The 13,965-nt window shown below is 70.5% G+C and carries 9 protein-coding genes; 4 read left to right on the top strand and 5 right to left on the bottom strand.

The annotated features are described in order from the left end of the window. Nucleotides 1-209: 209 nt before the first annotated feature. From ACH4C6_RS00120 to eccE, 3 genes are all read right to left on the bottom strand, one after another. Entirely contained in the window at nt 210-3,857 is a 3,648-nt protein-coding gene (locus ACH4C6_RS00120) for an SCO5717 family growth-regulating ATPase (protein WP_398106263.1), read from the bottom strand. Between the two features lie 387 nt (nt 3,858-4,244). Further along, nucleotides 4,245-5,051 (bottom strand): hypothetical protein, encoded by an 807-nt coding sequence (locus tag ACH4C6_RS00115; RefSeq protein ID WP_398106262.1) that lies wholly within the window; start codon nt 5,049-5,051, stop codon nt 4,245-4,247. A 68-nt stretch (nt 5,052-5,119) separates the two neighbouring features. After that, on the bottom strand, nt 5,120-6,457 hold the full coding sequence (gene eccE / locus ACH4C6_RS00110; RefSeq protein WP_398106261.1) for a type VII secretion protein EccE: 1,338 nt from the start codon (nt 6,455-6,457) through the stop codon (nt 5,120-5,122). Nucleotides 6,458-6,641: 184 nt separating this feature from the next. Here eccE and eccB point away from each other — a divergent pair, with 184 nt between their 5' ends. Then, nucleotides 6,642-8,165 carry a type VII secretion protein EccB gene (gene eccB / locus ACH4C6_RS00105; protein WP_398106260.1) on the top strand — a complete coding sequence of 508 codons (1,524 nt, stop codon included), beginning with the start codon at nt 6,642-6,644 and terminating at the stop codon, nt 8,163-8,165. A 66-nt stretch (nt 8,166-8,231) separates the two neighbouring features. Beyond that, nucleotides 8,232-9,470: a type VII secretion-associated serine protease mycosin gene (mycP, locus tag ACH4C6_RS00100; protein WP_398106259.1), complete on the top strand. Its 1,239-nt coding sequence runs from the start codon at nt 8,232-8,234 to the stop codon at nt 9,468-9,470. Nucleotides 9,471-9,497: 27 nt separating this feature from the next. Here the strand turns inward: mycP and ACH4C6_RS00095 are convergent, their stop codons facing one another. Beyond that, nucleotides 9,498-9,791 carry a DUF397 domain-containing protein gene (locus ACH4C6_RS00095; protein ID WP_398106258.1) on the bottom strand — a complete coding sequence of 98 codons (294 nt, stop codon included), beginning with the start codon at nt 9,789-9,791 and terminating at the stop codon, nt 9,498-9,500. Between the two features lie 230 nt (nt 9,792-10,021). On the opposite strand from ACH4C6_RS00095, the gene ACH4C6_RS00090 reads away from it, so the two are divergent. Together ACH4C6_RS00090 and ACH4C6_RS00085 are read left to right on the top strand one after the other, a co-directional pair. After that, complete coding sequence (locus tag ACH4C6_RS00090) at nt 10,022-10,354, top strand: WXG100 family type VII secretion target (RefSeq protein ID WP_369193425.1); 333 nt, start codon at nt 10,022-10,024, stop codon at nt 10,352-10,354. A gap of 35 nt (nt 10,355-10,389) precedes the next feature. Further along, the gene (locus tag ACH4C6_RS00085; RefSeq protein WP_398106257.1) at nt 10,390-10,701 is read left to right on the top strand and encodes a WXG100 family type VII secretion target; all 312 of its coding nucleotides are present in this window, start codon (nt 10,390-10,392) and stop codon (nt 10,699-10,701) included. Nucleotides 10,702-11,775: 1,074 nt separating this feature from the next. Here the strand turns inward: ACH4C6_RS00085 and ACH4C6_RS00080 are convergent. Then, nucleotides 11,776-13,965: a hypothetical protein gene (locus tag ACH4C6_RS00080; protein WP_398106256.1), complete on the bottom strand. Its 2,190-nt coding sequence runs from the start codon at nt 13,963-13,965 to the stop codon at nt 11,776-11,778.

The following is a 13,965-nucleotide window of genomic DNA, read 5'->3' as shown; positions in this document are numbered from 1 at the left end:
CCCGTCAACGGCGCGTTCACCCCTTGTGGCCTGCGGAAATAACGAATTGACGAGCGTTTTACGCCCATTGGTCGAGACCACTGACGCGCCGCTGGCCAGGGCCTGGCAACGGATTTCACCCCGGAACGCGCCGGGGCCCGCGCCGGGTGGGAACGGCACGGGCCCGACAGGCGAACGGCCCCTCGAAAGGGGCCGATCGGGTGAGGCGGTTACTGCGCGGGGGGTGGCGGGGTCCGGTCCTCCGGGTGACCGGGCTGGGGCTGCGGCCCGGGGGCGCCGGGGTGTCCCTGTCCTGCTCGGTCCGGCTGCGGGTAGCCGTAGCCGGGCTGCGGGGGAGCGGCGGGCGGCTGGCCGGGGTGGCCCGGCTGGCCCTGGTGCGGGTAGGGCTGGGCGGGCTGTCCGGGCTGGGGCTGCTGGCCCGGGTGGCTCGGGTGCGCTGGCTGTCCCGGCAGTCCGGGTTGTGCCGGCTGTCCCGGCTGGCCCGGCTGGGCGTAGGGCTGCTGATGTGCGGCCTGCGGGTAGGGGTGGCCGGGCTGGGCCGGGGGCTGTCCCGGGTGGGCGTAGGGCTGGCCGGGGTGCGGATACGGCTGCCCGGGGTGGGGCTGCGGCTGTTGCTGCGGGTACGGGCCAGGCTGGCCCGGGGCCTGCTGGCCGGGGAAGGGCTGCTGCGGCTGCCCGGGGTGGGGCGCCTGAGCCGGGACCTGGCCGGGGATCTGCTGGTGCGGCGGCATCTGGTGGCCCGGCGGCATCTGGTGGCCGGGCGGCATCTGGTGGCCGGGCAGCGGAGGGGCGGCGACCGGCGGCGGGTTGCCGTCGGAGGTCCACAGCCCGTGCGACTGCTGGTGCCGGACGAAGTCCTCGGCGACCATCGCGGCCAGGTTGAAGTACGCCTCGCGCACCTTCGGCCGCATCATGTCGAGGTCGACCTCGGCCCCGGCGGCGAGGTGCTCGTCGAACGGCACGACGATGACGCCCCGGCAGCGCGTCTCGAAGTGCGACACGATGTCGTCGACCTTGATCATCTTGCCGGTCTCGCGCACCCCGGAGATGACGGTGATGGACCGCGAGACCAGGTCGGCGTAGCCGTGCGCGGACAGCCAGTCCAGGGTCGTGCTCGCGCTGCTCGCGCCGTCCACCGACGGCGTGGAGATGATGATGAGCTGGTCGGCGAGGTCGAGCACACCGCGCATGGCGCTGTACAGCAGGCCCGTCCCCGAGTCCGTGAGGATCACCGGGTACTGCTTGCCGAGCACGTCGATCGCGCGCCGGTAGTCCTCGTCGTTGAACGTCGTGGACACGGCCGGGTCGACGTCGTTGGCGATGATCTCCAGCCCCGACGGGGCCTGCGAGGTGAACCGCCGGATGTCCATGTACGAGTTGAGGTACGGGATCGCCTGGACGAGGTCGCGGATGGTCGCCCCGGTCTCCCGCCGCACGCGGCGCCCGAGGGTGCCCGCGTCCGGGTTGGCGTCGATCGCCAGGATCTTGTCCTGCCGCTCGGTGGCCAGGGTCGAGCCGAGGGCCGTGGTGGTGGTCGTCTTGCCGACACCGCCCTTGAGGCTGATCACCGCGATCCGGTAGCAGGACAGCACGGGCGTACGGATCAGCTCGAGCTTGCGCTGCCGCTCGGCCTCCTCCTTCTTCCCGCCGAGCTTGAAGCGGCCGCCGCCGCCCACCGGACGGCTGCTCTTCGCCTTCTGCCGCTTGCTGTTGAGCAGCCGGTCGGACGACAGCTCGACGGCGGCGGTGTAACCGAGCGGCGCGGCCCCGGGGTTGGTCGGCTGCCGCTGGTCGTGCTGGATCGGCTGCGGCCAGGCGGCGCCCGTGCGCGGGTCGACGGGGGGCTGCGGCTGCCCGGCGCCTTCCTGCCGCTGCGGCGGCTGGGCCTGCGGCGGGACGCCCGGCTGGGGGAAGCCGTAGCCGCCCTGCGGATCGGGGGCGGGTGCGGCGGGGGCGCCCTGCTGCGGGAAGCCGTAACCGCCGGGCTGCGGTGCGGGCTGCGCCGACGGCTGGTGCGGCGGCGCGGGAGCGGGCTGCTGGTTCCAGGCGGCGGGCGCCGGCTGCGGAGCCTGCGGCTGGAACGGCGGCTGGACCTGAGCCGCCCCGGGCTGGGGCTGGGCGTGCGGGTCCACCGGCTGGGCCGGAGGCTGGACGGGCGGCTGGGGCTGGGCCGACGGCTGGTACTCCGACTGCTGTGACTGCTGCGACTGCGCGGGCCACTGGCTCGCAGGCGCGGGAGCGGCCGGCTGGTACGACGGCGGCAGGGGCGGCACGCCCTGGGGGGCCGGGGGTGTCCAGGCCGGCTGCCCGTCCGTGGCACCGGCGTCGGCGGGAACGGGCTGAGCGGCGTCGCGCTCCGGGGCGTCGGGCTGAGCCTCATTCTGGGGCGCGCCACTCCCGGGGCGGTCCTCGGACGGCGCGGCGTCGGACGGCACCTCGTCGGCGGGCTCGGCGGCGGGCACAGCAGGACGGGCCTGTGCGCCGGCGTCCCCGACAGGGCCGTCAACGGGCCCGTTCGCCGCTGAGGCCGCGTCGGCCGTGACGGGGTCCGCGTCGTCCGTCGCACCGCCGTCCGTGGCCGGTGTCCCCGCCGCGGATGCGGCGTCCAAGGAGTCACCGTCCTGCGGGGCACCCGGCTCGGGGTCGGCCCCGGGCGTCCGGTCCGCCGGGACCGGCTCACTGCCCCGGCCGGTGCCCGTGGCATCCGCGTCCGGGGTCTCTCCGTCTCCGTCACCGGACGAGGTGACGCCCTCGGGCGCGGTCGTCCCCGAGGTCCTGGCGGCTCCGTCAGCGGACGGGCCGGCGCTGTCACCCTCGCTCGCGCCATGCGTCACACCGGCGTCACCCGCACCCGCGTCATGCACGTCACCCGCGTCGGCGGAAGGCGTGGCGTCCGCGCTCGCACGGTCGCTCCGGTGCTCCTCCGGGCCCCGGTCCGCCGAGCCGGGGGACCGGTCGTCCGCCGCGGAGGCACGCTCGGCCGCGATCTCCCGCTTCAGAGCGACCGCGGAGAAGCGCATGGTGGCGCCGCTCTCCAGATCACCGTTGCCGGGCTCCTCCTCGGCGGAGGCAGTGGGCGCGGCGGGTGGTGAGGTGGGCGATGCCGGAGCGGTCGTCGGGACGGCCGGTGCCGCCTCAGGTGCGCTCTGGGGCGGCCACTGCCCCTGCGGCGGCACACCCGGCTGCGCGCCCTGCGGCTCGAACCCGCTGCCCGTCGGGAGCTTGGGGACCCCGGGGGAGGCCTCGGCGTCGACGGGCGGCCCCGGCGGTGCCGCCGGCGTGAAGGGCGCGCTCGGCGGAGGAGCAGGAGGAGAGAATGGGGCAGAGGGCGGCGTGAAGGGAGCGGGCGGCTGCCCAGCAGGCGTGAAAGGCACGCCGGGCGCTGGTACCTGCCCCGATGCGGCGGCGGGGGGAGTGGCCTGCCCGAACGGCTCGGCTGCGGGGGGAGAGCTCTGCCCGAACGGCTCGGCGACATGCGGAGCGGCATGTCCGTACGGCTCGGCGGTCCCGTGCGCAGGAAGGGGACCGGCCTGCGGCGGTACAGACCCCTCCGGCGCTGTGTGCGTCCCCGGGCCCGAAGTGCCACCGGGCACTCCGGGTCCGTGCGGCGGCGCCGCGAGGCCACCGGGAACCGCGGGCTCCTCGGGCTCCTCGGGCGCCACCGGGGCACCGGCCCCACCGGACGTCTCCGGGCCCTGCCCGGACCCGGAACTCCCCGAGGCGTTCTGCGTGTACCAGGCGGGCGGCGCGTAGTCGATGGTGAACTCGCCCGTCATCTCCACTGCGGACTCCGCGTCGGGCTGGTCATCGCCGGGTGTCGCCCAGCCCCCGCGGTTCCCGTCCCGATCGCTGCTCACAGTGTTCCTCCTGGTGTGGTCGAGCACCCTCATGCCGTGCTGGGGCGACCCTTGCTTCTGTCTGCTGTGTCGTCCGCAGTGGTTCGAACGACTCCGCGGCCGTCCGGGGCAGCACGGTGCATCGGCTCCCCCGCTCTTCCCTCGCAACACCGCCGCCGGGCCACGGGTCGTGACGTCGTGCCCGTCCCCAGCCTAATCACCACATGCCCCGCCCCGGCAGCCCCGCCCGTCCGCCGCCTCGGGCCCCGCGGGTCACAAAACACACGGAACCGGAGGACTTTCCCATCACGCCGACAACCCCATCAGCCGACGACGGCGACGAAACGGTCGGAAAGCCGCTTCGAGCCCCACGGGCTTGACACTTGGACGGAACCGGCCCTGGCCCTCTCAGTCCATCCGGCGAGGGTTGCCCAGGAGCCCGATCTCGGCGTCCGTGGGCCGGGTCAGCACGTAGCGGCGGTCCCGGTCGGCGCACCACAGGGTCATCCCGTCGGCGAGGGTGGGCAGCGACTCCACCTGCTCGGCCGTCAGAGCCATGCTGCGGCCCAGTTCGGCGGCCTCGTCCGGCGAGACGCGCTGGATGCCGACGAGCCGCGCCTGCCGGAGGAGGCGGGGCGCCACCGGGCTCAGGTACGGCAGGAGCGTCAGCACCGACTGCCACGGCCCGGAGACGACCCGTCCGCGCGGAGGCCGCATGCCGCAGTCGCGCACGACCAGCACCGGGGTGCCGGCGGAGGCGCCCTGCGGCGGTACCCGCCCCACTTCGTGCACGGACAGGCCGTTCTGCGCACCTCCCATGGCGTGCACCATCTGCTGCCAGGCCTGCGGGCGGCCCGTCTCCACCGCGACGTGCGCGCCGGTGGCCGTGGCCCGCAACGCCAGCACCTGCGCGGTCCACAGGCCCCCGATGAGCACCACGTCGTACGGCGTCGGCCGGTTGACCCCGAGGACCGCCGGCTGCCCCGCGCCGTCCACACCGGCCACCACGCCGTCGTCCCCGAGGGGCAGGGCGAGGGCGTCCAGATGCTCGGCGCTGAGCGTGTGCCGTCCGTGGCGGGGCCCGGCCAGGCCGAAGCCCTTGCGCAAGCGCTCGATGACCTGGCCGGCCGCCGAGGGCGTGCCCCCGGACCGGCCGGGGGCACCGGCGGCGGCGCGCGCGCCTCCGGTGACACCGGCCGCCGTGCCGCTGGACACCGGCGTACCGGCAAGCGTCGGTGTACCGGTGGGCGTCGCCGTACCGGCGGGTGTCGGAGCCGGATGCGTCACCGGGCACCTCCGAGGGGGAGCGTGGCGAGTACGCCGGGCAACTGCTCACGGTCCAGTCTGGTCAGTCCGGCACCGGCTTCCCGCGCGGACTCCTCCAAGGCCCGGCGTGCGGCCACGAGTTCGTCGTCGCTGCGGCCCGTCACCCGTACGTGTCCCGTCAACGACAGCTCCTGACCGTCGTGGTGGGCCAAGGTGAGACTGAAGGTCGTGGCCAGAGCGGGCACGGCCGTGAGCCGGGCGACGAACTGCGGCAGCGTCGGGCCACCGGTGCCCGAGAGCCGCGGCCAGGAGCGGACCCAGTAGGTGGTGTGCCGGCGGTTGTCGCAACGCCAGTTGCGCGGTGACTCCATGGTCCGCCGCTGACGCGCCTCGGTCCGTCCCGCCTCCGCCGTGACCAGTGGGTTGGCGCACACGGACGTGGCCAGCGCGGCCACCAGCTCGTCCTCGTCCAGCACGGTGACGCGGAAACCGGCACCCGTCAGCCGGCTCGCCAGGTGGTGCGCCGCACGGACGACGCACCGCTGCGCCCCCACCGCCCCGCCCCCGCGCGCGGCCACGGCCTCCGGACACAGCTCCGGGTCGAGCTTCAGCGCGACCCAGGTGATGCGCACCGCGGGTGTGCCCGTCTGGGCTTGCAGCGGCGCGTAGTTGGCCACGGCCACCGACTGCTGCGGCAGATGCAGAGCGGGGGCGGGCTGGGTGTGCGACACGACCTGGGCCGACTCCAGCGTGATCCCGTCCAGCTCGAGGGCGTCGCGGATCAGCCCGAGCGGCAGCGGCTGACGGCCCCGCTCGGCACGCAGCGCCGACGGGGCGGCCTCCACCTGCACCACCGCCGTCACGAACGTGCCGTCCCCGACGATGCCGACCGGACGCCCGTCGCGCACGCTGTACGACCCGGTGCGCAGGGCCGGTTCGCACTCCAGGGCCGGCACCAGACCCGGCTCGGTCCCCGGCGGTATCTCCAGGGCGGCGGCACGCTTCTGCCGGTTCCGCAGCGCCCACGCGGTGGCGCACCAGTCGGGCACGGAACGCCCCCGACGCCGTACGAAAGCGAGCGCCAGCAGTCCCGCCGCGAGCACGGCGGCCACGACCAGACCGACGGTCCCGACGACCCAGCCCACCAGCACCACCGCGGCGGCCAGTTCGACCAGGACGACCCGTTGCAGCCGGGACGAACCCCCGGGACCGCGGCGCAGGCGGAGCTGCGGTGCACCCGGCGCAGGAGCGGGCGCCACCGTCGCGCGCGCGTCCGGTTCGGGCGCCGCGCCCGTCGCCCGGGAAGCCTGGGGGCGGGCGCGGCCACGCGCGCGCACCCGTGTTGTGGAAGCCATCCCCGAGTCCCCCGATTCCCCCGCGTCGGCAGCAATGACGGCACCGCGCCGGGCTCTTGACGGTCCGGCTACCGTACCCGCTCCGGCAGCCCGCGCGATCACCAGGCATAGTAGGGGGCCGGTCTGACAGCGCAGGGCGGGGGACGACGACCTCCGAGGCCGACACGGGGAGAGACGGTCACTGATGGCATCACGGCGGGACGAGCTCAACGCCTACACGTTCGCGAAGCGGCGCCTGCTGGCGGCCTTCCTCCAGCCCTCCCCGACCGGGACGGAAGAGGGAGCTCCGAAGCCGCTGAGAGCGGTCGTGCCGAGCCTGGTCGCCGGAGCCCTGACCCTGGCGGTCTTCGGCGCCTGGGGCATGTTCCAGCCCACAGCGCCCTCCGGCTGGGACAAGCCCGGCACCCGGGTGATCGTGGGCAAGCAGTCGACCACCCGCTACGTCGTCCTGAAGACGGACGGGACCACCCGGCTGCACCCCGTCCTGAACCTGGCCTCCGCCCGGCTGCTCATGAACGACGCGAGCTACCAGGTCATCCAGGTGAGTGACGACATCCTCGACGCCGGGAAACCCCCGCGCGGACCGATCCTCGGCATCCCCTACGCGCCCGACCGGCTGCCCTCCGCCGAGGAGGCCGGCAAGGCCAAGCGCTGGGCGGTCTGCGAGCAGCCCGGCGGCAAGGGCGACACCGTCCAGGAGGCGACGTTCGTCCTGGCGTCCGGGGAGGCGGCGAAGACGGACGGCCGCAACCGGCTGACCGGCGGGGACGCGCTGTACGTGAAGACCCGGACCGGCCGGCGGTACGTGGTCGCCTCCGGGGGGAGCGCCTACCCCGTGACGGGCACCGAGTCCGACCCGCTCACCGAGACGCTCGTCGGGTCGCGCGAGCCGCAGCTCGTCACCAAGGAGTGGCTGGCGACCCTGCACGCGGGCGACGCGATCGCCTTCCCGCGGCTGCCCTCCGGCGTAGGGTCCCCGGCGAACGTCCCGGGCGCCCTGTCGGACGACGAGAACCGCGTCGGGATGGTGCTGGAGACCGAGACGGGCGAGGGCACCAGGTTCTACGTCGTACTGCCCGGCAAGGTGCAGCCCGTCAGCGAGTTCACCGCCTGGCTGCTGATCAACTCGCCCGAGACCGCCCGCCTGGACATGAACGGCAAGGCCCGCAGCGTCGGTCTCCAGGACTTCACGGCCGACCCCGAGCCCTTCGAGGGCCAGCGCGCGAACTGGCCGGACCGCCGCCTCCACCAGGTCAACTCCGCCGCCGGGACCGGCCGCGACACGGTGTGCAGCGTCCTGCGCGCGGTGGGCGAGGACGGCGGCACCACGCTGAGCACCTGGGCCGGCGAGGACTACCCGGCCCGCATCACCTCCGACGGCACCAGCACCTATGCCACGCCTGGAACGGGCCTGCTCTACACCCAGATCCAGGGCTCCGCGACGGACGCGGGCGCACTCTTCCTCGTCACCGACACGGGTCTGCGCTACGCGGTGCAGGCCAACGGCGACAGTGACGCGGACAAGTCGGAGATCGGCGCCGACCGTGACCGCAAGCCGTCGGACGGCAGCCCCGAGCCGAGCGAGGCCCAGGTCAAACTCGGTTACCAGAACGTCCGGCCCGCCAAGGTGCCGCTGGTGTGGTCGGAGTTCCTCGCCAAGGGCCCCCGGCTCGACACCAACAGCGCCCGCCAGCCGCAGGGTTCGTGACCCGTGCCGTCCCGCCTCGACGGCGTGCCCTCCCGCCGGACACCGACGAACAGGAGCTCCGAACCGGTGCGGCCCACCAAGTCCCTGCTGCTCACCGCGGCGCTCGCGCTCACCGCCCTGAGCGGCTGCACACCCGCACCCGACCCCGTCGCCCTCGCGCAGGACGGGTTCCGCGTGCCCACGAAGCTGACGGGCAGCGGTGCGTGCACGTTCCCCAGCGAGCAGCAGTTCAAGGCGCGCCCCTGGTCGTTGCAGCGCGTGCTGCTGGACGAGCTGTGGGAGGGCACCGAGAAGGGGAAGGGGGTGCGGGTCGCCGTCATCGACACCGGAGTCGACGACAGGAACCGGCAGTTGGCCGGCGCCGTCGACAAGGCGGCCGGGCGGGACCTGCTGGGCAAGGGCGGGGACCCCACCAAGGACGAGGTGGGGCACGGCACCAAGGTGGCCGGCATCATCGCCGCCCGTCCGGCCGAGGGCACCGGCTTCGTCGGCCTCGCCCCGGCGGCCACCATCATCCCCATCCGGCAGAACGACGCCGACAGCAACGGCGACTCGGACACGATGGCCAGGGCCATCGCCCACGCGGTCGCCCAGGGCGCCGACGTCATCAACATCTCCCAGGACACCACCAAGCCGCTGTCCGGGGACTCCACGCTGGCCCGGGCCGTGCGCAAGGCCCTCGCCGCGAAAGTGGTCGTGGTCGCGTCCGCGGGCAACGACGGCCTCGACGGCAAGCCCAAGGAGACCTACCCGGCCGCCTTCGACGGCGTCCTCGCCGTCGCGTCCTCGGACCGGAACAACGAACGCGCGGCCTTCTCCCAGTCCGGCAGCTTCGTCGGGGTCGCCGCACCGGGCGTCGACATCGTCTCCACGGTCCCCGGCGGCGGGCAGTGCACCGACAGCGGTACGAGCTTCTCGGCGCCGTTCGTCGCCGGGGTGGCGGCCCTGCTGAAGGAGAAGCACCCGGCATGGTCACCGGCGCAGATCGTCACGCAGATCGAGCGCACCGCCGAGCGGTCCGTCAACGGCCATGACGACTTCGTCGGCTGGGGCGTGGTCGACCCCGTCCGCGCCGTCCAGGAGTCCGACCTCGCCGACCCGCCGTCGTCCCCGGCCCCCGACCCGGGCATGGCCAGGGCCGAGGCGCCGGACGTGGCACCCTTCTCCCTGGCCGAGACCCCGGCGGAACGCGACGAGCGGTACGCCACCTACGCCCTGGGCGTCGCCGTGACCCTGGTCGTGGTGGTCACGGGCGCGGCCGTCGTCCTGCGCGATCTGCGCCGGCGCCGCCGCGGCGGTCCCTGACGCGGGGCGCAGGGCCGGTACGCGCCGTCAGGAGGCGGTGACGCCGCCGCCCGGCGCCGACTCCAGGTCGAACTCGCCGTCGCGGGCCCCGAGCACGAAGGCCCGCCACTCGGCCTCCGTGTACCGCAGCACCGTGTCCGGGTCGAGCGACGAGCGCATGGCCACGGCGCCGTGGGGGAGATACGCGATCTCCACACGTTCCTCGTGCGCCTCCGTTCCCGGAGCGCAATGCCACTCCACACCGGAGATGTCGAGCCCGTACAGCTCGTCCCGCTCCCGCTCCTTGCGTGCTTTGACGTCCTCGTCCGGCACACCGACCATGGCGGAGATCCCTTCGACTGCTCAGCAACGATCGCCAGTCACCTTACTGGCCACGAACTGGCCCTGGCCTGCTTTGCAGTTGGAACCCTCGAACCGAGTGACTAGAGTGCTTCCAGGTGCCACATGTGTGGTACTGCACGGGGGCGGTGCGACGCTGCGACCACGCGTCGCGCGGGAGTCGGAGCGGTTCTTGCCCGCCAGGCGGTGTTTCTACAGGAGGGCAAGAGACCATGAGCGTCGATTACAGCGACCAGGATCTGACAGACCTCGCCGACAAGATCCGAGACTTCCACCGGGACGTGAGCAGCCGCGTGACCTCGCTCAACACCGTGGTGGACATGATCCAGGCGGGCTGGCAGGGCGCCGCGGGCAAGGAGTTCGACGCCGTGCAGCGCGGTGTGAACCAGCACCTGAGGAAGCTGCAGGACAACCTCGTCGACCTCGAGGACGTCATGCGGATGAGCGTCAAGGGCTTCAGCGAGCACGAGCAGTCGCGCGTCTCGGAGATCCGCAAGGTGGACAACTCGTACCAGGTCTCCAGCCGCATCACCGACCTCGCCTGACGACCACGCCTCAACGCCACCAAGGAGCCCGCACCATGAGCGTCAACTACGACCGCACCGCCGTCAATTACGACACGGTCACCCATGCCGCGATCGACGTCCGCAAGACCGCGCGCGAGCTGAACGAGGGCCTCGAGACCCTGATGCGCAAGGTCAAGGCCGTCGCCGAGACCTGGGAGGGCGAGGCGAAGACCGCCTACGGCGAGATCCAGCGCAGCAGCAGCACGGAGATGGACCAGATGTGCCAGAAGCTGGCCCGCATCGCCCAGCTCCTGGACGACTCGGTCCTCGGCTACCAGGACACGGACAAGGGCAACGCGGCCCGCTTCCGCATGCTGATGAGCTGACCCGGGGCACATCGCGCCGAACGGCGAAGGGCGGCCGGCCTCGGGCGGCCGCCCCTCCCGCACATGCGCTCGACCCAGGCCCTGGCGGACGGCCCTGCGCAGAGACATATACATCGCTCGGCGGCTCATCAAAGGTGATGCTTGGTGAAGGACCAAGGGCTGCAGCCATTCTTTGGAAGTCCGCTGACTGTCGACACCGTGATTACCCGGCGATGACTGCTGCCCTCTTGCCGTAACCCGCTGCTGCGCATATCACAGCGGCACCGCACATGACGACCGACCGTCTACACCGTCCCGCCCCACGCCCGCCGCAGTCCAGGCCCCTAGGTGTGAGGACTATGGACGCATCACCGAGCGGGCCGGGCGACCACTGCCCACCGACGCTTTCATAAACTCGACCGGACGACGGGGGCGATCATTCGTTCCTCTACCGAGGTCTTGCATTTGAGAGGTCCGCCGGAAGGGATAGACGTTCCCGGCACTCACCAGCTCGATACGCATGCTTAGTGATGGCGTACGCGAAATCGGTAACGGCTCGACGCAGGTCGTCTCCCATTGCACGAGTCTCCCCGATCGTCCGCGCCTCGGTGATGAGGGCATAGGCCTGAGTTGCCTTGTCGGAACCAAGCTGCGGAGGGGTGCAGGGCACATATACGCTTACCAACCCGTCAGGCAGGGACATGGCCTGCACTGGCCCCTTCTTGACTCGTACCAGCTCATCACCCCCGCGCTTCTCCTCGTAGAACTTGACCCAGGCGGTCACAGAGGAATCGGCGGCGTGGGATTCACCGGACAGAGTGGATTCATCTCCTGCGTAGACGTAGCACGAGAAGAAGAAGTGCCGGCCGGGGCTGCCGCTCCTGTCTCCTTCTTCTGCTTTTGAAGCAGGTGGGAGCGCCCGAATGGCGATTTCCCTATCTACTGCGCCGGAGCACACTTTCTGCGGGAGTTGCTCCAACCCGTTCGTGAAGAGGTAACGGTATCCGGCTACTCCTCCCACGAGAAGGAGGCATCCCGTACCAACGGACAGCAGTACTCTGGCATTCCTTTTCATACTTCCATCACCGTCGCAGCTCAGGCGCTGGGGCGCGCGTGTGTGTCTTCCAGTGCGCTATCGCTGCGATTCCATCCGTCGTTCACCGAGGCGCGGATCAAATCTTTGGTGGAGCCCTCGGGAAGTGACGAATTGTGTGCTGCGACAGCATCGAGCGCGGACCACTGCGTCTGCTGCACGACAGAATCCTGAGCCCTGTTGAGATCTGTTCCTGTTCGATAGAGGGAGTCATCCAGCGCCCCATCGAGCTGCTTACCATCGTAGAAGCGATCGATCGCCATACCGGAAACGCCGGAGAAGAAGCCACCCGCAGTGGCAGCGACTAGCGGGGAGACGGTCGGGAACGAACTCGCACCAACTCCGATTCCGGTGGCCACGATGGTCTTGATCAGGTCTCCCTGTTTCTTGATAGCATCGTTGTATTCTTTTTCGGTGCCGACGGCACTCCCAATCCCGGCGTCTGCTGTCGAGTGAGCCACAATCCCTTGGATTTGGCCCGCGTTATAGGCAACGGTTCTGATCGCATTTTCTGTGTTGCCGTCGTACAGGGAGGGATCGGCTACATGCGCCTCAAGAAGGCTAGCAGTGTAGATGCTTTCACCGTACTGGATTGCCGCTTTCCCGTCGGGGTCCCGGGAGACTTCGTAAAGGAAGCGCGTGACGTCCGTCCGGTCGAGCCCTCCGGGCGCGGCGCTGGTCGTCAGAAGAGCCGATTCGGCTCCGGGACCAGCCAGAGAGTGACTTATTTCCGGCATGTACGCCGAGGCAATGTGGCCGAAGCTCTCACCCAAGCCCGCCTTGGAAACGAAGCTCTCCCCGCCACCGGGTTGCGCGACCGCATGAACGACGTTCTGAACGATCTCCACTTGTTCCCGACTATGACGCGGAGCTTCGCGGACCGGCTCGCCTGGTGCAACCCCAGTCACTGCAGATTCCAAGGCCTTCCCCAAGGATTCACCCCGGTCTGTGAACTTGCTGCTCTCGAGCAAGTGGGTGAGATCCGACTTACTCGAAAGGGTGTGTACAGCAGCCTCTGGATTATGGGACAGGGCGTCCAGATAGCCGTTCAGCGGGTCTCGGCCGGTTTCCTTCCCGAAAACGAGATCAGCGCCTCTTCGCCATACCTCGTCCGTGTACTTTCCTTCGCCTGTCGGGGCCTTATCTACTGTGAGAAGAGATTTCCCGTAGTCGTCAAGAAAGTCGGTATCATACCTTCCGTTGCTCATCAGGCTGCTCATCACCTGGAAGCCGACGGCCCCTGGAGGACGATAAATGGGGTCCTTGGAGGACGGGTGGAAACTGATGTTTCCCGCGTCGATCACTCCCTGCTTCCACTGCTGCATGGCCCGAGAATCGGAGTGAGTCGCGTTGGCCAAATTGGTGCTGATTTGGTCCTGAAACCCTTTCAGGTCTTTCAGGTCTGCCCCTTGCGCCCCGGCATGCGCTTCCGACAGGTCGACCCAGAACTGCAGCGTTCCTTTTGCGCCGAGGGAAGTCGCGAACTTCTCATTGAACAGTGGATCTCCCTCGTGCTCCGCGAAGACGCCCCGCATACGTCGCACCTGGGCCACGGAGAGGTCACTCCCGCTGCGGGCGAGTTCGACCATCGCCTTCGCGTCCTGGAGAGCCTCCTTCCTTCGCTGTTTCGCGTCTTTCAGCGAGCTCGCGACATCGGTATTGAAACCGCGGGCATCTCCGTTGGGATCCGAAGTCAACGCGTAGTGCAAAGCCAAGTCGGCGTCGTCGGCGTCCTTGAGGGCCGATTCGATCTTTTTGTTGCAGTCCTGTACGACGTTGAAGTAGCCCTTACTCACTGATTCACGGTGCTCCTGCGGCGCGGCGGAAGTATCGCACGAGACGCGCCCGTCGGAGGTGATTTTGAGATATTTGTCTTCAGCTACGTACTTCTCGATCTTCTTCAGTTCATTCTTGGCTGCCTGAAAGGCTTCCAGTGTGCTACGCAACAGGGTGTGGACATCGTGAGCCTCATCCGAAGCCGCCTTCATCTGTTTCTCGATAAGGTCGAACTTCTCAAGAGCTTCGGTGGCTGTCTCACCCTTCCAGTCCGAGTCTCTGAGCCCTTTGGTGACAGTACTGCCGAAGGAACGGGCGATGATGTCGAACTGTCCTGGCAAGCGCCGCCACGCGTCCACTGCGTCCGACAGCGACGAAAGATCGGCGGTGCGCAACTGTTGATAGGTGATAGCCAT

The organism is Streptomyces sp. NPDC017943 (assembly GCF_044328425.1).
GTDB lineage: Bacteria > Actinomycetota > Actinomycetes > Streptomycetales > Streptomycetaceae > Streptomyces > Streptomyces djakartensis_A.
This window is presented reverse-complemented; position numbering and strand designations above follow the sequence as displayed.